The organism is Methanosphaerula subterraneus, from assembly GCF_052055875.1.
Classification (GTDB): domain Archaea; phylum Halobacteriota; class Methanomicrobia; order Methanomicrobiales; family Methanospirillaceae; genus Methanosphaerula; species Methanosphaerula subterraneus.
The window spans coordinates 1,971,118-1,990,635 of the sequence record NZ_CP170508.1; the positions used below are offsets into that span (position 1 = coordinate 1,971,118).

Annotated in this window: 19 protein-coding genes; 12 read left to right on the forward strand and 7 right to left on the reverse strand. The window is 62.4% G+C overall.

Annotated features, from left to right (window positions below; translation table 11 throughout):
- Positions 1-24 precede the first annotated feature (24 nt).
- From ACFKSJ_RS09515 to ACFKSJ_RS09525, 3 genes are all read left to right on the forward strand, one after another.
- A complete protein-coding gene (locus ACFKSJ_RS09515; RefSeq protein WP_440949562.1) occupies positions 25-741 on the forward strand; it encodes a DUF1614 domain-containing protein in 717 nt (238 codons plus the stop codon).
- Positions 742-772: 31 nt separating this feature from the next.
- Positions 773-1,615 (forward strand): TIM barrel protein, encoded by an 843-nt coding sequence (locus ACFKSJ_RS09520; RefSeq protein ID WP_440949563.1) that lies wholly within the window; start codon positions 773-775, stop codon positions 1,613-1,615.
- 79 nt (positions 1,616-1,694) lie between these two features.
- On the forward strand, positions 1,695-1,931 hold the full coding sequence (locus ACFKSJ_RS09525; RefSeq protein WP_440949564.1) for a SemiSWEET family sugar transporter: 237 nt from the start codon (positions 1,695-1,697) through the stop codon (positions 1,929-1,931).
- Positions 1,932-1,969: 38 nt separating this feature from the next.
- Here ACFKSJ_RS09525 and ACFKSJ_RS09530 read toward each other — a convergent pair whose 3' ends face one another.
- Positions 1,970-2,458 (reverse strand): helix-turn-helix domain-containing protein, encoded by a 489-nt coding sequence (locus ACFKSJ_RS09530; protein WP_440949565.1) that lies wholly within the window; start codon positions 2,456-2,458, stop codon positions 1,970-1,972.
- Between the two features lie 102 nt (positions 2,459-2,560).
- On the opposite strand from ACFKSJ_RS09530, the gene ACFKSJ_RS09535 reads away from it, so the two are divergent.
- The 9 genes from ACFKSJ_RS09535 (at position 2,561) to ACFKSJ_RS09575 (ending at position 14,400) form a co-directional block, all read left to right on the forward strand.
- A complete protein-coding gene (locus ACFKSJ_RS09535) occupies positions 2,561-3,343 on the forward strand; it encodes an ATP-binding cassette domain-containing protein (RefSeq protein ID WP_440949566.1) in 783 nt (260 codons plus the stop codon).
- On the forward strand, positions 3,340-4,047 hold the full coding sequence (locus tag ACFKSJ_RS09540; RefSeq protein WP_440949567.1) for a GTP-binding protein: 708 nt from the start codon (positions 3,340-3,342) through the stop codon (positions 4,045-4,047). The genes ACFKSJ_RS09535 and ACFKSJ_RS09540 overlap by 4 nt, the downstream gene beginning before the upstream one ends.
- 1 nt (position 4,048) lies before the next feature.
- Positions 4,049-4,684, forward strand: coding sequence for a (Fe-S)-binding protein (locus ACFKSJ_RS09545; protein ID WP_440949568.1), 636 nt, complete (start codon positions 4,049-4,051; stop codon positions 4,682-4,684).
- Positions 4,681-5,925: a methanogenesis marker 16 metalloprotein gene (locus ACFKSJ_RS09550; protein WP_440949569.1), complete on the forward strand. Its 1,245-nt coding sequence runs from the start codon at positions 4,681-4,683 to the stop codon at positions 5,923-5,925. Before ACFKSJ_RS09545 ends, ACFKSJ_RS09550 begins: the two co-directional genes overlap by 4 nt.
- Positions 5,922-7,199 (forward strand): cysteate synthase, encoded by a 1,278-nt coding sequence (locus ACFKSJ_RS09555; protein WP_440949570.1) that lies wholly within the window; start codon positions 5,922-5,924, stop codon positions 7,197-7,199. The genes ACFKSJ_RS09550 and ACFKSJ_RS09555 overlap by 4 nt, the downstream gene beginning before the upstream one ends.
- Positions 7,192-8,304, forward strand: a complete 1,113-nt coding sequence (gene comD, locus ACFKSJ_RS09560) for a sulfopyruvate decarboxylase subunit alpha (protein WP_440949571.1) — start codon at positions 7,192-7,194, stop codon at positions 8,302-8,304. Before ACFKSJ_RS09555 ends, comD begins: the two co-directional genes overlap by 8 nt.
- A gap of 55 nt (positions 8,305-8,359) precedes the next feature.
- Positions 8,360-11,719 (forward strand): HEAT repeat domain-containing protein, encoded by a 3,360-nt coding sequence (locus ACFKSJ_RS09565; protein WP_440949572.1) that lies wholly within the window; start codon positions 8,360-8,362, stop codon positions 11,717-11,719.
- Positions 11,720-11,797: 78 nt separating this feature from the next.
- Complete coding sequence (locus tag ACFKSJ_RS09570) at positions 11,798-13,057, forward strand: DNA methyltransferase (protein WP_440949573.1); 1,260 nt, start codon at positions 11,798-11,800, stop codon at positions 13,055-13,057.
- An 86-nt stretch (positions 13,058-13,143) separates the two neighbouring features.
- Positions 13,144-14,400, forward strand: a complete 1,257-nt coding sequence (locus tag ACFKSJ_RS09575) for a M20 metallopeptidase family protein (RefSeq protein WP_440949574.1) — start codon at positions 13,144-13,146, stop codon at positions 14,398-14,400.
- Positions 14,401-14,441: 41 nt separating this feature from the next.
- On the opposite strand, the gene ACFKSJ_RS09580 is transcribed toward ACFKSJ_RS09575, so the two are convergent.
- From ACFKSJ_RS09580 to ACFKSJ_RS09605, 6 genes are read right to left on the reverse strand one after another with little or no spacing between them, the layout of a single operon-like run.
- A complete protein-coding gene (locus tag ACFKSJ_RS09580; RefSeq protein WP_440949575.1) occupies positions 14,442-14,819 on the reverse strand; it encodes a 4Fe-4S dicluster domain-containing protein in 378 nt (125 codons plus the stop codon).
- 12 nt (positions 14,820-14,831) lie between these two features.
- Entirely contained in the window at positions 14,832-15,911 is a 1,080-nt protein-coding gene (locus ACFKSJ_RS09585) for a hydrogenase large subunit (RefSeq protein WP_440949576.1), read from the reverse strand.
- 2 nt (positions 15,912-15,913) lie between these two features.
- Entirely contained in the window at positions 15,914-16,279 is a 366-nt protein-coding gene (locus tag ACFKSJ_RS09590) for an NADH-quinone oxidoreductase subunit C (protein WP_440949577.1), read from the reverse strand.
- Complete coding sequence (locus ACFKSJ_RS09595) at positions 16,276-16,719, reverse strand: NADH-quinone oxidoreductase subunit B family protein (RefSeq protein ID WP_440949578.1); 444 nt, start codon at positions 16,717-16,719, stop codon at positions 16,276-16,278. Before ACFKSJ_RS09595 ends, ACFKSJ_RS09590 begins: the two co-directional genes overlap by 4 nt.
- A gap of 1 nt (position 16,720) precedes the next feature.
- Complete coding sequence (locus ACFKSJ_RS09600; RefSeq protein ID WP_440949579.1) at positions 16,721-17,572, reverse strand: respiratory chain complex I subunit 1 family protein; 852 nt, start codon at positions 17,570-17,572, stop codon at positions 16,721-16,723.
- Positions 17,569-19,476, reverse strand: a complete 1,908-nt coding sequence (locus tag ACFKSJ_RS09605) for an NADH-quinone oxidoreductase subunit 5 family protein (RefSeq protein WP_440949580.1) — start codon at positions 19,474-19,476, stop codon at positions 17,569-17,571. The genes ACFKSJ_RS09600 and ACFKSJ_RS09605 overlap by 4 nt, the downstream gene beginning before the upstream one ends.
- Positions 19,477-19,518 lie beyond the last annotated feature (42 nt).

Below are 19,518 nucleotides of genomic sequence, written 5' to 3' on the forward strand. Positions count from 1 at the left end.
ATCCGGCGGGGAGAGGTGAAGGGTATGTCCCGGGTCTTCTCAAGTCCGTTCAACCTGCTCTTCCTGGTCGTGCTGGTTCTGATTGGCGTCCTGCTGATCCCGCTCCTCTTTCTGAACATCGTCGGCAGTGCGTTCACGCGGCTCGGCTTCTCGGCCTGGCAGGCAGTGCTGATCGTGCTGCTGACCCTGGCCGGCAGCTTCGTCAACATCCCGGTGACGACGATCCGGTCGGCGCCGATCTTTCCGCCCGGCCGGTTCTTCGGGGGCAGGGGGGGCCGGCTCCTCCCCCTCTTCTACCAGGTCCCGGTCTACACCGAGACGACGACTGTCGCCGTGAACCTCGGCGGTGCGGTGGTGCCGGTGGTGATCTCGCTGCTGCTACTCGCGGCCGCGGTCACTATGGCCGGGATCGGGATCCTGCTCCTGATCGCCACAGGCGTCGTCGCGGTCACAATCGTCACCCACCTGCTGGCCGAGCCGGTGCCCGGCCTCGGGATCACCACCCCGTTCTTTATCCCCCCGATCACGGCGGCGCTGGCAGGGCTGCTGCTCGCCGGGGGAATCGGTTGGGAGAGCGCCGTGATCGCCTACATCGGCGGGACGCTCGGGACCCTGATCGGGGCCGACCTGCTGAACTGGAGGTCTTATGGGGACCTCGGTGCTCCGCTGGTCTCGATCGGGGGCGCCGGCACCTTCGATGGGATCTTCCTCTCAGGGGTGCTGGCAGTGCTGCTGGCCTGACGGCCTCTGACAGTAACCCTCTTGTGGGTGGATGACCGATATTCTGGTCATGCAGCGTGCGTACCGGATCGGAGGTGGGATGCGTTCGGATGATCTCGAGACATTCCATGTCCTCTCTCTTCTCGCTGACCAGGGACTGATCGACCATATCCAGGTCTATGTGGTCCCTGCCCCAGAAGAGATTCTGAATAGAGAGATTGAAGAGATCGCCACAACAGATGCAAGGATCGTTGTCCATGCTCCCCACCACCTTGACGGAGTGAACCCGGCTGACCCCTCACTGGGGGGGACCACGTCGGCAGCGGTCGGGGAGGCACAGATCGAAGCCGGGATGGCCGATGCGTTCGAGGTCGCCGATCGGCTCGACGCCTCCTATATCGTCGCCCATGCCGGCTACTTCGGTCACCTCGATCGGCAGACAGCCGTCAGCAATGTACGATCATTCATCGACCGGTACCATGATCGTCGGCTCCTCATTGAGAACCTCCCCTCGGTCTATAAGGACCTGCAGTTCGTCGGAACGACGGCAGAGGAGCTCAAATCCCTCAACCTCTCCAGGACCGGCGGGGTGTGCCTGGACTTCGCTCACCTCTACTGCACCGCCAACTATCTCTCAACCCCTTATGGGGAGATGCTGGCCGCTTTTTCAACCCTTCCGGTCAGATTCCACCACCTCTCTAACAGCAAAACCGGGTCGATCAAGGATCAACATCTGCCACTCGATCACCCTGACGGGGGGGTCCCGATCGATCAGGTGATGGCCTGGGTCAGAACCCATCCGGCGAATCAGACCAGCCTGGAGTATAAGAACAGCGACCATTCGATCTATCAGCAACAGCTGCAGGTCTTCGACGATCTGTACCGGCAGGCCTGAATGTGAGGCGGGGAGTGGTGTCCAAGCATCCCCGGTCTCCTCAGAAGTAGGGCAGGGTGCGGGGTCTGGATATATCCGCGTGGACAGAACGATTGTGATCGTGGATTCGATCGCGCTCCTCGGGTATATTGCAGGCTTCTTCTCGACCCTCTCGTTCCTCCCACAGGTGGTCAAGTCAGTCTGGTGCAGGTCCACTCGGGACCTCTCCTGGGTGATGCTCGGCATGATGGTCGTCGGCTCGCACTCTTGTCCGACTATGGGCTGCCGGCCGGGCAGACGCCGATCGTCATCACCAACGGGGTGCTCTTCGTGCTGATCTCCACCCTGATCGGGGTCAAGATCTGATTCGGATGATCAGGAGATCCGTTTTCCGATGGTCTCGATCGCCTCGATGATCGTTTGCGGCTGTGGCTTCATGATCGCGACCGGGATATCGACGACCCGCTCTATGATCGAGGCGAGCACCGGGGCGCAGACGATTCCGCTCGCCCCCTCCTTCTCAGCCCGTACTGCGGCGATGATGCACTCCTCCAGGGAGTTGGCAGAATAGCCCTTGATGGTGCAGGTCCGCGCTCCGCAGGCGATCTCCTCTCCTTCGACCTCCTCGAGGACGAACTTGGCCGCGATGACGGCGATGAAGTCCCTGCCTCTTGGTTCGAGGATGTTGATGATCCTGGTGACGGTCGAGAGGCGGGGGTCCCGCTCACCTGCGGTGATCTTGTAGAGCGTGGCTGCCGGGATCCCGGTCGCCTCGGCCAGCTCCCGAACGGTCATGTCCCTTCGGCGCAGCTCCTCGTTCAGGGCGGCCTGAAACGAGGTGTCTAGTATACGTCTGATCATCATGATACTACAATTGTATATAATATTTTAATATATTTTCCTTATTAGGTAATTTAAATTCAATATTCAGAGAAAGTATTTCATCTGGTATCCCCGAAGACTGGTATGGATGCGTACCAAATCAGGGAGATCACCCTTCTCCCTGGCATCAGCCGGGACGGGGTGCGGGAGACCTTCGACGAGATCGTGATCCGCCCGGGGGACACAATCTCGATCGTGGGTCCGACCGGATCGGGAAAGACTGCGCTGATCAACGACATCGAGGTCTTTGCACAGCAGGACACCGCGACCGGGAGGAGTGTGCTGGTGAACGGAGCACTGCCGCCTGACACTCTGGTCAGGGACCCTTCACAGAAGCCGATCGCCCTGATCACCCAGCACACCAAGTGCCTGGCCGACCTCTCGGTCCTGGAATTCCTGTCCATGCATCTGCAGGCCCGGAAGTGTACAGACCCGGCGAGGACCGAGGAGACGATCACCCTGGCCAACCAGTTCACCGGCGAGGCGATCACCGGAACGATGCGGATGACCGCCCTCTCCGGCGGGCAGACCCGGTCACTGATGGTGGCTGATGCGATCGTGATCAGCGATACCCCGCTGATCTTGCTCGATGAGATCGAAAACGCCGGGATCTTCAAGGATCGGGTGATAGCCTCGCTGAAAGAACATCAGCGGGCTGTGCTCTTTGTCACCCACGACCCTTACGTCTCCCTCCTATCAGACCGCCGGATCGTGATGCAGCACGGGGCGGTCGTGAAGGTGATCGAGTCGGACGGGTCAGAGCAGGAGGCGTTGACCGCAGTCGCAGGGATCGATACCCTTCTCTATTCTCTCCGGGAGCGGATCCGGGCCGGCGAGCAGATCACAGGCGGGGTGAAGGTCGCATGAAACTGATCGCGATCGCCGGCCCCCCGAGCGCCGGCAAGACGGCCGTGGCCAGGCAGGTGATCCGGCAATTGCAGGGAGAACATCGGATCGCCTACCTCAAGGTCGACGTCGTCCGGGCTTTTGAGGACCAGGAGCTGAAGCAGGAGTTCTCGATCCCGACCAGGATCGTCTACTCCGGCGACCTCTGCCCTGACCACACTGGGATAATGGTCCTGCTGGACGGGCTCTCCTGGGCAGAGGAGCAGGGGGCCGACCTGCTGATCTATGAGAGTGCCGGCCTCTGTCTCCGGTGCACTCCCTTCACGACACAGGCCCTTGGGGTCGTGGTGGTCAGCGCCGTCAGCGGCTCCAGCACTCCGCTGAAGATGGCGCCGATGATCGCCCTCGCCGATATCGCGGTGGTGACCAGGGTGGACCTGGTCTCGCAGGCAGAGAAGGAGGTCTTCCGGGAGTGTATCCGGGAGGTGAGCCCGGGTGTCGACATCATTGAGACCAATGCTGTGCAGGGGACTGGTCTTCGGTACCTGGTCGAGCGGATAACCCGGGCAGAGGAGGTCACCGATCCCGCGACGATCGTCCTCCGCGGCAGCCCTCCGCTCGGGGTCTGCACCATCTGCGTCGGCAAGAAGGAGATCGGCTGGCAGCATCACTTCGGGGTGCTCAGGCAGCTCGATAACGCCGATCATCTCTTCAGGGGTGACTGAAATGGCCGGATGGACTCCCCCGGGCAGGGACTGCGGGGCCTGCGGGGCGTCGGGCTGCGATAGGTTCATCACTCTGGTCGGAGAGGGGAGCAAGGAGGTGCAGAGCTGTCCGTTCTTCCGGGAGGAGGGGACGGTGGACCCGCCGGTCCGAGGGATCGCCTCGCCGTATACCGGGGTGGATGTCCATGGAGCCGTGTACGACTTTGTGCTCGCCCCGCTCCCGGGAGAGGTATCGGCCAGGAAGGGGATCGTCCCGTTCCGGCCCGACCTGGTCGAGCGATGGGGGATCCAGGCAGGGGATATCGTCTCCGGCCGGCCTGCCGGCCCTGGCTGCCCGGTGTACCATGTCCTCCGGGTCATAACGGCCAATCCGGTGACCGGGGTGCTGGTCTGCCATACCGTCGGCCCGCTGGTGGCACGGAATGCCGGGGTGGAGGTGCACGACGTGCAGGCCTATCATGTGGCCTCCTTTGAAGGGGTCGCTGAGGTCTTTGCAGCCCCGCCGGTGCTGGGGAAGAGGCAACGGTTTCTGCCCGGCTCGTGCATGATCAACCTCTCGCACACTGCAGTGGTGAACATGGTGATGCAGAAGTCGTTCGGGCTCCATATCAGACTCGAGGATATCAGGATACTATGAAGACCATCGACGAGATCAACAGCAGGATCCGGGAGGGGACGGCGGTCGTGCTGACGGCAGATGAACTGAAGGCCAGGGTCAGGGCCGGGGAGACGGTCACCCCCGAGGAGGTGGACGTTGTCACCACCGGCACCTTCGGGGTGATGTCGGGGACGATGGCGGTTCTCTCGTTTTCGGTGGCGAAGCCGGGAACCTTCCGGAAAGCCGAGCGGGTACTGCTGAACGGGGTGCCGGCCTATCCCGGCCCCTGTCCGAACGAGCGGAATGGGATCGTGGACCTGGTGGTCTACGGGACCACTCACCGCGACCATCGGTACGGCGGCGGTCACCTTTTCCGGGAGATCGTCGAGGGCAGAACGATCGCGGTCGAGGTTCTGGCAGGTGAGCAGACCCTGGAGACCACGATCACCCTGGACCAGATGGGGCTGGCCCGGATCATCGCGACACGGATGGCGTTTCGGAACTACCATGCGATGATCAATCGCTCGCCCGACCCGGTCCAGACGATCTTCTCGGTGACCGGCCTGGCCGGCGCCTGCACCGAGGTCTCGGTATCCGGCTGCGGGGAGATCAACCCCCTCGAGAACGATCCCGGGCGGCGGTTCATCGGCACCGGGACCAGGGTGCTGCTGAACGGCGGAACCGGGTACGTGATCGGCGAAGGGACCCGCTCCAGCCAGGAGAAGCCGAACCTCTCGGTCTATGGGAACATGAAGGGGATGGACCCCCTGATGATGGGCGGATTCATCACCTCTGCAGGGCCCGAATGCCTGACCTCGCTCGCGGCTCCGATCCCGGTGCTGGACCAGGCAGCGCTCGACCAGTTGCTGGTTCTGGATGCGCAGGTCAATCTGCCGATTGCAGGGATCAATGACCGGACCGGGTGTGCTGCCTCATGGTACAGCGAGGTCTGGCAGGGGACCGACCATCAGGTCCGGAACGATCCGTCGGGTTGTATCCACTGCGAAACGTGCAGTGTAGCCGCCCTCTGCCCGACTGGGGCGATCAGTCCGGATGCGGTGATAGACCGGGACCGGTGCGTGAACTGTGGGACCTGCGTGCAGGTCTGCCCTGGATCGGCCTTCTCCGGGAGTCTCGGCGCGGTCACCTACGAAGGAAGGGCGGTGCCGATCACCCTCCGCCAGTCCGACCGGGTCCGTGGGGCACGCCTCTGTACAGAACTCAAGGAGCGGATCCAGGCCGGCACCTTCAGTCTCACCGGAAAGGTCGATTCCCTATGAGTGGAGACTACCTGCTCAGGTGTCCGGCGTGCGGACTGGCGATCGAGGATCACTACACCTCGGCCTGCCCGGCCGGCCACCCGGATCTCCTGGTGACCGAATACCCGGAGCGGACCCTCTCCCTCTCAGACCAGCCCGGGATCTTCCGGTATGAGGCCTGGCTGCCAGTCAGGGGCCGGCTTCCGTTCACCGGGGGGACCGTCACCTACCAGAGCAGCGGGCTGGCCGCAGAGCTCGGCCTTCCGCACCTCTTCATCGGGTTCAACGGCTACTGGCCGGAGCGAGGGGCCGATCTGGTCACCTGCTCATTCAAGGAGCTCGAGGCGGTCCCGACGATGCTCCGTGCGATCGAGCGAACTGAGAGTGTGCTGGTCGTCGCCTCTGCAGGGAACACGGCCCGGGCATTCTGCCAGGTCTCGGCTCTGACCGGGATCCCGATTGTGATCGTGGTCCCGCAGTCGGCCCTTCCCCGGCTCTGGACCATCGAGCCCGCTCCTGGGGCGCTGGTGATCGGGGTCGACGGCGATTATGCCGATGCGATCGCCTACAGCACGGCGCTGGCAGCTGCAGATCCGCGTCTTATCCCCGAGGGAGGCGCCCGGAACGTAGCCCGCCGGGATGGGATGGGGACCGTGCTGCTCGACGGGGCGGTGACGATCGGGCGTATCCCTGACCATTATGTTCAGGCCGTAGGATCAGGGACCGGGGGGATCGCGGCGTATGAGGCCGCCTCCCGGCTGATCTGGGACGGGCGGTTCGGGGGAGAACTCCCGACCCTTCATCTCTCCCAGAACCTGCCCTTTGTCCCGATGGTGGCGGCCAGGGAGCGGCATACCCGCGACCTCCTGGTCGGCCCCGGAACACCGTACACCGCAGAGGCCGAACAGGAGGTCTCTGCACCAGTACTGACCAACCGGACCCCGCCGTATGGGGTTCCTGGTGGTACCTTCGACGCGCTCGAGGCGACCGGGGGAGAGATGTACGCGATCAGCAACGGCCTGGCCCGAGCGGCCGGGATTCTCTTCACCGACTGCGAGGGGATCGACCTCGACCCGGCCGCAGCGGTCGCGACGGCCTCGCTGGTCAGGGCAGTCGAGGCGGGTACGATCGATCGCGAGTCGACGGTGCTGTTGAACATCACCGGCGGCGGGTACGATCGGGTCGCCGAGGAGCATGCCCTGCTCCCAACCGTGGCCAGGTACCTGGTCTCTGCCGGCGTCCCAGATGAGAATATCAGAAGAGCCGTGATCACCTGGGTGAACGACAATGCATGAAGCGGACCTGATTACCATCCTCTCCGAACAGAAGATCGACCTGGTCGCCACCCTCCCCTGCGACCGAACCAGGGATCTCTGCCCGCTGATCACCGCTGATTTCCCTGAGATCCAGGTGAACCGGGAGGAGGACGGGGTCGGTGTCTGCGCCGGGGCGGCGCTCGGGGGGGCCAGGCCGGCGCTGGTGATCCAGAGCTCCGGCCTCGGCAACTCGCTCAATGCCCTGATGTCGTTGACGATGACCTACCGCCTTCCGCTCCCGATCATCGCCAGCTGGCGCGGGGTCTATCATGAGGCGATTCCGGCCCAGGTCCCGTTCAACCGGCCGCTTCCGGCGGTGCTGGAGGCGCTCGGGATCCCCTACCGGGTCATCAGGGAGGTCGGCGAGCTGAGCCTGGTCGGCCAGGTGATCGAGGGGGCGTTTGCAGAACATACCCCCTCTGTTGCCCTGATCTCCCCGAAGGTATGGGAAGGGGATTGCGGATGTACAGCCGCCGGCCCGGCTCCCTCGCGGGCACGGACCTCAGAGCTCTGCTATCGGCGGCAGATCAGAGAGCCCGTGATGAGCAGGTCGGAGGCAATCGGGGTGATCAGCAGGGCTCTGACCGATCAGGCGGTTGTGGCCAACATCGGGGTGCCAAGCAAGGAACTCTATGCGCACCATGACCGGCCATTGAACTTCTATATGCTCGGCAGTTACACCCAGGCCACCCCGGTCGGGTTCGGACTGGCCTCGGTGACCGATCGGGATGTCTGGGTGATCGACGGGGACGGGAGTATGCTCGGCACTGGAGTCCTGCCGGCCGTGGGGGCGGCCCGTCCCCGAAACCTTTGGATCTTCTGCCTGGACAACGGGGCGTTCGGCTCGACCGGCAACCAGCCGACCTATGCGGCGACCGGGGTGGACCTTGAACTGATGGCCCGGGCGGCCGGTCTATCAGCGACCGTCAAGGTCCAGGATGCCGCAGAGCTGGCAGCGGTCTGCCGTGACAGGGTGGACGCCCCCCTCTTCGTCCACGTACTGATCAGACCGGGGAACACCCAGGTACCGAACATCCCCCTCCCTCCAGAGGCGATCAGAGACCGGTTCATTGGGGCCCTCTGAGCCCTTCAACTAAACTTATAAACACTTTCTCCTCCTTCTTTTGATCACCAATCCGGTGGACAGACAGATGTGGCTGCGCGATCTCTTCAGGCCCAACCTCGGCAAGCTGGCCGAAAGACAGGATGTCAGCGGGCTGATCGCAGCCCTCTCCCATCGGGATCCGATCGTGCAGCGTCAGGCCAGCACCATCCTTCGTTCGATGGGAAAGATCAGCATTCCACTACTACTCGATAATCTGCAGCATGGAAATCCTGATCTTCAGGAACGGGTGGCCGGAGTGCTCCGGGAGATCCCCGGCCTCCCGGTGGAGACTCTGATCGCGGCCCTCGGTGATGACACCGGCCACACCTTCCCCGGGGTCGCGGGGCTGATCGCAGTTATGGGCGACCAGGCGGTGCTGCCTCTGATGGGGGCGCTGAACAGCGAGTCCGAGGAGGTTCGGAAGGGATCCATCGTCGCACTCGGGATGATCGGTGAACCGGCCAGGCCGCAGCTGCTGGCTGCCCTGATGCACCCGTCGTACAGGATCCGGTACGGGGCGGCGCTGGCCCTCGACCGGACCGGGTGGTTGCCCCAGGGAGAGCGGGAGAGATTCCGGTACCTGTTCGCGACTGGCCAGTGGGCGGAGCTGGTGAAGATGCGCAAGGCTGTGGTTCTCCCACTGGTGGCGGCCCTGGATGACGGTCATTACGCAGTGCGAAGGGATGCCGCCCTGGCCCTCGGCTCGATCGGCGATCTTCGGGCGGTCGATCCCCTTCAACAGCTGCTGGTCACCGATCCCGAGGAGGCGGTCCGGGCTGCAGCGGCCGAGGCGCTCGGCCTCCTCGTCGACGATCAGGCGATCCCGGTGCTCCGGGCAGCGGTCCGTGACCATGCCCACAGTGTCAGGATGGCGGCAGCCCTGGCCCTGGCCAGGATCAACTGGATCCCTGATGATGAACAGGAGCAGCTGGCCCTGCTGGTGGCCACAGAGCAGTGGTCCCAGCTGATCCGGCACGGACCTGCTGCGGTTCCGGTGCTGATCACGGCACTCGGAGATGAGTACTATGGGATCCGGACCGGCAGTGCCGAGGCGCTCTGGCGGATCGGCGACCCTGTGGTGGACCCGCTGATCCGGGCCCTCCGGGACCAGAACCCGGCCATTCGGGCTGGTGCCACCGGGGTGCTGATGCGGCTCGGTGCCTTTCCGAAAGAACGACCGGCACCGACCTATATCGAACAGATCAGGCCGAACATCTCCCCTCCGTTGCATATCAGACGGGAGGTACAGCCGGAGGTTTCCCGGGTCAGGGATCTCTCGGCACCCGACCTGACACCCGCACCTCCGGAGCCTGTTCCTGCCGGGGATGACCTGGACCTCCTCCTCTCCCCGCCTGGAGCCCTGCCCCCGGAAGAGCCCGCGGTGGAAGAGCCGGCCATGGCAGAATCCCCGGAGTTCATAGGAGAGGGGGATGAGGACCTGTCCCTTCCGTCACCTGATGACGAGAGTACAGACCGGATTCTCGTCGGACAGGACAGCTCCCTCCCGGTCGACCTCTCCTCGCTCCTTCAGCCGTCGGCGATGACCGCAGAGACATCACTGCCCCTAGACCTTCCGGGTGAGGACGATCAGATCTCCCTGGCCTCTCTCTCCATTAAAATGGGCGACGAAATGTTTCCCCTCGACCTCTCCCCTATCCATCCTGCCGAGGAAGGTCCGGGAATAGAAACTACCGATCCAGAGGATGAGGAGTCAGGCTGGGCCCCGGTCCAGGAGTCGGCGTTCCTCTCCCTGATGGACACACTCCAGCGCATCTATCCTGATGACGAGGAGGGACGGTATCAGATGATCTCCTCGTACCTCACTGATCAGCAGGGTACCCTTGCCAGCGATCAGCCGTCGGTGATCGTCAGCGCCGTCGGGCCTGGTCTCGCTGCAGAGGACGATGCGGTCAGGATGGTGACTGTGGAGGTGCTCGGGCAGATCGGGGTGGCGTCGGTGCCGCTGCTGCTCGCAGCGTTACAGGACCCGTACTACCAGGTCAGGATCACGGCCGCCGACGCCCTTGGCCAGATCAGGGACCAGAAGGCCCTCTTCCCGCTGATTCACCTGCTCCTTGAGGACGAGGAGGAGGAGGTCCGGAGCCGGGCAGCTCATGCCCTCGGGGAGCTCCGGAACTCCGCCGCGACGGAACCCCTGGTCAGGGCACTGCATGATCGGTACCCGGAAGTCAGGGGAGCTGCGGCCCGTGCCCTGGGGATGGTCGGGGACCGGCAGGCGATCGGTCCGCTCGTCGCTCTCTTCGAGTCCGGGGACCGTGCGACGGCAGAGGTGGTGGTCCAGGCCCTGCAGTCGATCGGTGCCGCTGATGATCTGGCCCTGCTTGATTCAGACACTGCCGATGAGGGACGGCGGGCAGCCGTAGAGACATTGCTGGCCCGCCTCAGTGAAGGAGGACCCACTCTCCCCCCGCCCGCCCGGCAGGTTTCCCCTCCGCTGCCTGGGGTGACCTCTCCGATCCATGAGGTTACGATCCCCCAGGATGGTCCACTTCCGATTGAAGTCACCCGGTTGAACCCCCTCCCTCCCTCCGTTCCGGGGATTCCCGGTCTCATTGCGGAGCCTGGCGGACCAGTATCTGGTGCAGCACCGCCGGATGACTCCAGTTTTGTTCTACTGATCGAGGCCTCTGTGCATGAAGAGGCCAGTGTTCGGAAGAAGGTCGCCCATGCCCTGGCAAAGAGTCATGACCGCCGGGCCGGGGATCTGCTCAGGACGCTGCTGGTCGACCCGGATGAGGAGGTCCGGGCGTCTTCAGCCGAAGGACTCGGGCTGATTGGCGACCTGGCAGCGGTGCCGGATCTGATCCTGGCACTTGAGGATCAGAGCGACGAGGTCGTGATGCAGGCCGCCCGGTCGCTCGGAGAGATCCGGGATCCGGCCGCTGCCGCCCCGTTGATCCAGCTGCTGGACGCCGATGACTATGGAGTCAGGCAGGTCGCCGGCGAAGCCCTGACCGCCCTCGGCACCGGGGCCACCGAAGCGTTGATTGCAGCCCTTAACGACCCGGCAAAGGAGATCCGGGCAGGGTCGGCAGAGAGCCTGGCCGCTGCCGGCTGGACTCCGAGGGATACCGACCAGGAGGTCGGGTACCTGATCGCACAGGAACGGTGGTCCGAGATCGGCCGCTTTGGTGAGGATGCCCTTCCCCACCTCGCCCCGCTCATCGACGACCCGGACCAGGAGACCAGGCTCGGGGTGGTCAGTGCCCTCGCAAAGATCGGCGGCCCTGATGCCGCGATCCTGCTCGAACATGCCGCCGCTGATCCTTCATACATGGTCCGAAAGCGGGCAGGTTTGTTCCTTCGGGAGGGGAACCAGATGGCACGGTCTGAACCGGATGGACCGGTGCCGGAGATCCCGAGAGAGGAGTGACCCGGTGTACACAGGTGATGCCGCTCTGCTGCGGGATTATAATCCTCCAGCCCCAATATTTGATGATGGAGACAGGTAGTGACGGAGAGGATTGCGTCCACTGATATGGTCAGGGCGTTCCTTGAGACCTTCGTACTGGCCAGCGGGGAGGGTACGGCCGGTGCTCCTTCGGTGACCCGGTGCGAGAGAGTCTGTGTTGAAGGGGAGTTCGTACCGCAGTATATCAACGAGTTCTGGACCTCCCGGCAGCGGCAGGCCTCCACCCTCCACGAACTCTCGTATCGGGCCTGCTTCAAGCCGCAGCTCCCGGGCTTCTTCATCAGGCTGCTGACCCGGGAGGGTGAGACGGTCTACGATCCGTTCAGCGGCCGGGGCACCACGGCGATCGAGGCCGCCCTCCAGGGGCGACAGGTGATCACGAACGATATCAACCCGCTCTCGGCGATCCTGACCGCCCCCCGTTTCACTCTCCCCCGGGAGGGGGAGGTGGCCGAGCGGCTGGCCCTGATCCCTGAAGGGGAGGTGGGTGCAGACCTGGACCTCTCGATGTTCTACCATCCCCGGACCGAGGCCGCCCTCGTTGCCCTTCGTGGTTACCTGATCGAACGGCGAGCGTCGGGTGCCGAGGATACGATCGATCGGTGGATCCGGATGGTCGCGACCAACCGGCTGACCGGCCACTCAAAGAACTTCTTCTCGGTGTACACCCTCCCGCCCAACCAGGCGGTCTCGCAGGAGAGCCAGTGCCGGATCAATGCCAAGCGGGGACAGGTGCCGCCGTACAAGGACGTCCATGCGATCATCGAGCGGAAGTCCGGGCAGCTGATGAGCGGCGTCCCGATGGATGAGCGGGCACGTCTCGCGTCAGTCGGGGCAACCGCATTGTTTCTGACCGGCGACGCACGGGAGACTATGGCGATTCAGTCTGAGTCAGTGGCCCTGACCGTCACCTCGCCCCCGTTCCTGGATATCGTCCAGTACGCCCGGGACAACTGGCTTCGCTGCTGGTTCAACGACCTCGACGCCCGGGTGATCGGAGAGGGCATCACAATGGCACGGACGGTGCCGGGATGGTCGGCGGTGATGGGGGAGGTCTTTGACGAGCTCTATCGGATCACCAGATCGGGTGGATGGGTGGCCTTCGAGGTGGGGGAGGTGCGGCGCGGGACCGTCTCCCTCGACCAGCACGTGGTCCCGCTCGGCAGGGACGCTGGCTTCTCCTGCGAGGGGATCGTCGTCAACGCGCAGCAGTTCACCAAGACCTCACAGATCTGGGGTGTCTCCAACAACGCCTGCGGGACCAACACCAACCGGATCGTCCTCTTCCATAAACCCTGATCTCTTTTGTTGCCTGCCCGGGGAGAACGGTCTGTCCGACGCTACCATTATTAGAAGGCGAAAGGAGAGTAGAGCAGAGGTGAACCGTGAAGATCGCATGCCATGACCTGGTGGACCGGATGATCGAACAGGAGTACCCGTCCCTCTTCTCGTTGTACAGGACACTCCATCAGCACCCGGAACTCTCTGAGATGGAGGAGCAGACCGCCCTGACCCTTTCAACCTCCCTGGAGACTGCCGGGTATACGGTCACCACCGGGATCGGCGGGTTCGGAATCGCCGGGGTGCTCGACACCGGCCCCGGCCGGACCGTGCTGGTCAGGGCCGACATGGATGCCCTCCCGGTTCTGGAGGAGACCGGTCTCTCCTATGCCAGCACCGAGACCACTGTCGACTGGAACGGCCGGTCGGTGCCGGTGATGCACGCGTGCGGGCATGACCTGCATATGACCATCCTCGCCGGTGTCGCAAGGGTGATGGCCGCCCTGCAGGACTGGTGGAGCGGGCGGCTGGTCCTGGTCGGCCAGCCCTCAGAGGAGCGGGTATCAGGGGCGGCGGCGATGGTCAGGGACGGGCTGTACAACACCGTAGGCACGCCGGATGCCCTCCTCGCCCTCCATGTGGCGGCCGAGTACCCGGTCGGCACCGTCATCTACACCGAGGGTGTCTCCTCGGCCGGGGCAGAGTCGTTCGATCTGAAGATCTTCGGTGTCGGAGGGCACGCAGCCCATCCGAACAAGGCGATCGATCCGATTGTGATCGCCGCAGAGACGATCCTGCTCCTCCAGACCGTCGTCTCCCGCGAGATCGATCCACAGGCCTTTGCCGTGCTGACCGTCTCATCGATCCATACCGGTTCCAAGCATAACGCGATCCCAGGGGAGGTCGAACTGACCCTGAACATCAGGTTTTTCTCGCCCGGGGTCAGAGACCACCTGATCAGCGCGATCGAACGGATCACCGCCTCCGTCGCCCGCGGCGCCGGCGTCCCGGAGGAGCGCCTCCCGATGCTGACCCTGCTCGATGAGTCGGCCCCGCCGATGATCTGTGACCCGGCGTTGGCCGGCGTGGTGATCCCGGCCATCCGGGCGGTGGTCGGTGAGGAGCAGGTGATCGCCGTCCCGCCGTCCTCAGGCAGCGAGGACTTCGGTGCATTCGGGGCGGTCGACCCTCCAATTCCGATCTGTTACTTCCGGGTGGGCAGTGTCGACCCGAACAGTACACATCCCCCGGCATTTCTGCACAGCGGTAAATTCTCCCCTGATGCAGAGGGTGTGATCAAAAACGGTGTCCGTGCGATGAGCATAGCACTCCTCGCCCTGCTCGGAGAAGAGCGGTACTGACCAAAATTTTCAAAAAACGGGTGAGGACCGAATCTGGTGGATCAGCCCTCTGCCTTCTCGGGCAGTGGCTCGGTCTCTACCAGGGTCGGCCTGAAGAGTTCCTTGACCCCTTCGGTGGCAGGCGGCAGGTACGTGTTCTCCATCACCAGGCAGTGGGCCGGGCAGATCTCCACACAGGAGTTGCAGACCACGCATCTGAACCGGTCGATCTCCCAGGTCTTCCCCTTTTTGTCCACGATGATGGCCTGCGTCGGGCACCGGCGGGAGCAGAGCCCGCACCAGATGCACGCATCAATATTGTTCATCAGGTGTCCTCGGGAGAGGTCGTACTTCTTTGCCGGTCGTGCCGGGTAGTTCAGCGTCGCTGGCTTTTTCATGAGAGTTGCTGTTACGGTCTTTGCAAATGTGAAGAGTCCCATAATATCACCAGATTACCGTTCTGCACAGCCGATGCAGGGGTCTATCGAGAGGACGATGATCGGTACATCCGCCAGTTCGCACCCTTTCAGCATCTCGACCAGCGGCGGAATGTTCGTGAAGGTCGGGGTCCTGACCCGGAACCTGACCAGGTTCTTCTTCCCGTTCCCCTTCACATAATGGACCACCTCGCCACGCGGCTGTTCGGTCCGGGAGAAGAACTCGCCATCAGGGCTGCCAGTCACCTTTATGTCGACTGGACCGTCAGGGATCTTGTCGACGGCCTGCTCGATCAGATCGATCGAGGTGAAGAGCTCATTGGCCCTGACAAGGCACCTGCCCAGGCAGTCGCCACTGGACTCGGTCACCGGTTTGAACGAGAGTTCGTCATAGGCCGCGTATCCGAGCATCCTCATATCGATATTGATCCCGCTCCCCCGCCCGGTCGGTCCTACGGCTCCGAGCAGGTAGGCCTGCTCCTTGGGCAGGACCCCCACGTTCCTGAGCCGGTGAGCGACCGAACTGTCGTGCGAGAAGACCTTCGTCAGGTCCCGCAGTTCATGCTTGATCCCGTCGAGCCCCTGCACCATCTCTTTTAGTTTCTGGTTGGAGACGTCCTTTCTGACCCCGCCGACCTTGCAGACCCCCTGGATCACACGCCCGCCGGTGGTCGCCTCCATGTCGTCGAGGATATGTTCGCGGAGTTTCCAGGCGTTCATGAAGAGGGATTCGAACCCCATTCCATCTGCAAAGAGACCGAGCCAGAGAAGATGCGAGTGGAGACGGGAGTACTCGGACCAGATCGTCCGGAGGTACCGGGCCCGGTCGGGGACCTCGACCCCCATGATCTGTTCGATCGCCTGTGAATAGGTGATGCTGTGGATGAACGAGCAGATGCCGCAGATCCGCTCTGCGATGTACACCATATCCGGGTACTCCCGCTTCTCGACCAGTTTCTCGAGACCGCGATGGACGTACCCGATCGAAGGGATCGCCTCGATCACGCGCTCGTCCTCCAGCACCAGATCCAAATGGAGCGGCTCGGGGAGGACAGGATGCTGTGGCCCGAATGGGATGATTATTCTTTTTGCCATGATTATTCGTCCTTTTTCTGGATGGTTATGCCGAAGGGGTGGGCGATCGACGTTGCATAGAGCGTTCCCTTGAAGTCGATGTTCATGCCGGTGACAGTGATCCCGTACAGGTCATGGATCTCGTTCTCGTAGACGAACGCACCCGGGTAACTGCCGCTGATGCTGGCCAGTTCGGTCCCCGGGGATATGATGATCCGCAGGTTCACGAAGTGGTAGTCCTTATCGAACGAGTAGTTGATCTCATAAACCTCGCCGGTGTTCGTGCACCCGATCTGCACCAGCCGGTAGCCCTGATCGAGCATCTCCTTCGCCCTTTTCTGCAGCGTTTGGATCTCGATCACCTCGGTGGTCTGTTCTTCAGTCTTCATGCACTCTTCCCCCTGGCAGCGAGCTGCCTCTGTTTCTCTTCAAGGATCGAAAGACCCTTGACGACACTGTCGATGATCTGTTCAGGCCTGACCGGGCAGCCGGGCAGGTAGACATCCACTGGGATCACCTTGTCGATCCCGCCGATGATGTTGTAGCACTCGCGGAAGACCCCGCCGCTGGTGGCGCAGATCCCGAGTGCGATGACAACCTTAGGCTCAGGCATCTGATCATAGATATTCTTGATCACTGCTCTGTTCTGTTCGTTGACACCGCCGGTGACGAGGAAAATGTCGGCGTGCTTGGGGTTGCCGGTGTTGATGATCCCGAACCGTTCCAGGTCGTACATCGGCGTCAGGCAGGCCAGCACCTCGATATCGCAGCCATTGCAGCTTGAGGCGTCGTAGTGGATGATCCAGGGTGACTTCTTCATATAGGTCATATCAGGCCCTCCAGTAGAGCAGACCGAGGTTGATCAGTCCAAAGACTGCGGTAACCAGCCAGATACTCTTCAGGGCCCATGCCCACTTCACTCGTGCGAAGGTGTTGTCGATGAAGATCTCCAGGAAGTACAGGACGATCATCGCCACCACCCCGAGCAGGGGGTTGAACGCAAAGAACAGGTACCCCATCCCGACCAGCAGGATGTTTTCGTACCAGTGGGCGATCTCGACCATCCCGAGCGTCGAACCCGAGAACTCGGTGGTGACCCCCTTCACGATCTCCTGATGAGCGTGGTGCGAGGTCGAGATATCGAAGGGCGACTTCCGGAGCTTCATCGTCAGGATGTAGGCGAACCCGATGAAGACCCCGGGCAGGTACAGGATCAGCGGTACCGCGGTGGTGGCCAGGGCACTGACATAGAAACTGTGCACGACCATGTACATCCCGACGGCGATCAGGATCACCATCGGCTCATAGGCCATGATCTGGATCAGTTCTCGCTCGGCTCCAATGAACGCGTACGGCGATGCAGCTGCATACGCCCCGAGGACGAGGAAGACATGGGCCAGGGTCAGGGCGAAGATCACCAGCAGCAGGTCCCCTCCTGCAAAGAAGAGGGCGCCGCTGAAGGCTATGAAGATCAGGTAGCTGAGCACGTAGAAGTTCTGCGAGGCGTGGACTACCGCATGTTCCTTCTCGAAGAGCTTCAGCACGTCGTAGAACGGCTGCAGCACTGGCGGTCCCATCCGCCCCTGCATCCGTGCGGTGATCTTCCGGTCGACCCCCGCCAGCAGCCCACCGAGGGCCGGGGCGAAGAACAGAAAGATCAGGGCGTAGAGGACTGAGGTCATAACCACACCCCCGCGTAGACGGCCCCGGCCATCAGCACGATCAGCCCAGTGCAGAGGACCACGCCGACCTTCATCAGTTTCGTCTCGCCAAAGAAGTTCTCCATGTAGTAGTTGTGGATTGTGATCGGCTTATACACGCCGAATGTCCCTTTAAACTGCATATCTGCGTTGGTGGCCCGTCCGCCCATGTACGGGGCCAGGTGGCGTCGGTCCTTTCTGTAGTACAGCATCGAGAGCGGCATCAGCAGCACCATGAAGAGCATCAGCAGCATGATGATCACATTGTCCTGTCCGAGCTGGGCGACCTTACCATAGGACGCGAGCACATACGGCTCGATCAGCACTGAGGAGATGAGCGGGAAGAGCAGGCAGACGCCGACGGTCAGCACCGTCAACGCATACAGTACCCCAATCTCCTCTCTGCCGACGCCCCCCTCCTGGTTCTTCTGCGGGGTGGGGACGGCGATCAGTTTGCCCATCCACTTGGTCCAGAAGAAGAGCGTCACCGCCGAACCGAAGGCGACGATCGCGACCAGGATCAGGCCGAACTGGACATCGATGAATGCACGGAGCGTCGCCCACTTGCTGATCAGCATCCCGAATGGGGCCAGGAACATCCCAGCGATCCCGACCATCATCATCGAAGCCACCCGGGGCATCCGGGCGATCAGCCCTTCCATGTCCTCGATGTCCCGGGACCCTATCTGGTGTTCGACGGTTCCGACCGAGAGGAAGAGGAGCGACTTGGAGATAGCATGGAAGATGATCAACAGTATCGCTGCCCAGACCGCTTCGTAGGTTCCGATACCCCCACAGGCCACAACCAGTCCGAGGTTTGCGATCGTCGAATAAGCGAGTACCTTCTTGGCGTTGGACTGGGAGATGGCGATCCCGGAGGCGAGCAGGAACGTGAACCCGCCGACCAGGGCGAGCATCAGCCCTGGAAGGGAACCCTGCAGGATCGGGGCCATCTTGATGATGATATAGACCCCTGCCTTGACCATCGTCGAGGAGTGGAGCAGAGCCGAGACAGGCGTCGGTGCAACCATCGCCCCGACCAGCCAGGACGAGAACGGCAGCTGGGCGGACTTGGTCAGCCCGGCAAAGCAGATCAGCACCGCCGGGATCAGGGCCACGGCCTGGCCGGCTCCGATCAGCCGGTCGAGCTCGATGATACCGCCTGCTGCCGGCACAGCGGCCAGGTACAGCAGCGCAGCAGCGAACCCGAGACCCCCGAGGAGGTTCATCCACAGGGCCCGGAATGAGTTTTTGATCGCTTCTTCGGTCTGGGTGTATCCGATCAGCACGAACGAACAGAGCGTCGTCACTTCCCAGAAGAAGTAGACCCAGACGAGGTTGTTCGAGAAGACGAGCCCGAACATCGCAGAGAGGAACGCGAAGAGGACAAAGAAGAACATCCTTCTCCTGTCGGCCACCTCAGGGTGATGCTCATGGAAGACCTTCATGTACCGGATCGAGTAGACACAGATCAGGGATCCGATGATCCCGATGATCAGGGTCATGATCAGGGTGAAGTCGTCGACGAACAGGTTATGGATCGCCGTCAGGTGCTCTGCATAGGTGGTCTCAAAGTAGATCATCATCGCAGACTGTACAAGAATCAGGGCCACGGCCAGGTAGTTCTTGTACCGCACCCCCATGTACAGGATGAAGAGAGCCATCAGCATCTCGATCACGAACATGATCTGACCGGCCGGCTCTGAAGCGAACGTCGAGAATACAGCACCCTGTGCAAACGAGGTTGCAACCAGGTAGACCGAGGCAACGCCGATCACCAGTGCTCCGATGCGTACGAGCAGGTGCTTGAGTGCATGCTCAGGCAGTGCGTACATCAGCAAAGCGATGATCAACGGAAAGAGTATCAGGAATAATAGCAGCTCCACGTGAACCCACTCTACTTCCTATTTGTATTTATCATTATTAAT

Coding starts and splice junctions, on each gene's coding strand:
- ACFKSJ_RS09590 (WP_440949577.1), bottom strand. CDS start 16,279: ATGAAGACTGAAGAACAGACCACCGAGGTGATCGAGATCCAAACGCTG.
- ACFKSJ_RS09595 (WP_440949578.1), bottom strand. CDS start 16,719: ATGACCTATATGAAGAAGTCACCCTGGATCATCCACTACGACGCCTCA.
- ACFKSJ_RS09535 (WP_440949566.1), top strand. CDS start 2,561: ATGGATGCGTACCAAATCAGGGAGATCACCCTTCTCCCTGGCATCAGC.
- ACFKSJ_RS09515 (WP_440949562.1), top strand. CDS start 25: ATGTCCCGGGTCTTCTCAAGTCCGTTCAACCTGCTCTTCCTGGTCGTG.
- comD (WP_440949571.1), top strand. CDS start 7,192: ATGCATGAAGCGGACCTGATTACCATCCTCTCCGAACAGAAGATCGAC.
- ACFKSJ_RS09550 (WP_440949569.1), top strand. CDS start 4,681: ATGAAGACCATCGACGAGATCAACAGCAGGATCCGGGAGGGGACGGCG.
- ACFKSJ_RS09530 (WP_440949565.1), bottom strand. CDS start 2,458: ATGATGATCAGACGTATACTAGACACCTCGTTTCAGGCCGCCCTGAAC.
- ACFKSJ_RS09555 (WP_440949570.1), top strand. CDS start 5,922: ATGAGTGGAGACTACCTGCTCAGGTGTCCGGCGTGCGGACTGGCGATC.
- ACFKSJ_RS09585 (WP_440949576.1), bottom strand. CDS start 15,911: ATGGCAAAAAGAATAATCATCCCATTCGGGCCACAGCATCCTGTCCTC.
- ACFKSJ_RS09580 (WP_440949575.1), bottom strand. CDS start 14,819: ATGGGACTCTTCACATTTGCAAAGACCGTAACAGCAACTCTCATGAAA.
- ACFKSJ_RS09600 (WP_440949579.1), bottom strand. CDS start 17,572: ATGACCTCAGTCCTCTACGCCCTGATCTTTCTGTTCTTCGCCCCGGCC.
- ACFKSJ_RS09540 (WP_440949567.1), top strand. CDS start 3,340: ATGAAACTGATCGCGATCGCCGGCCCCCCGAGCGCCGGCAAGACGGCC.
- ACFKSJ_RS09545 (WP_440949568.1), top strand. CDS start 4,049: ATGGCCGGATGGACTCCCCCGGGCAGGGACTGCGGGGCCTGCGGGGCG.
- ACFKSJ_RS09520 (WP_440949563.1), top strand. CDS start 773: ATGACCGATATTCTGGTCATGCAGCGTGCGTACCGGATCGGAGGTGGG.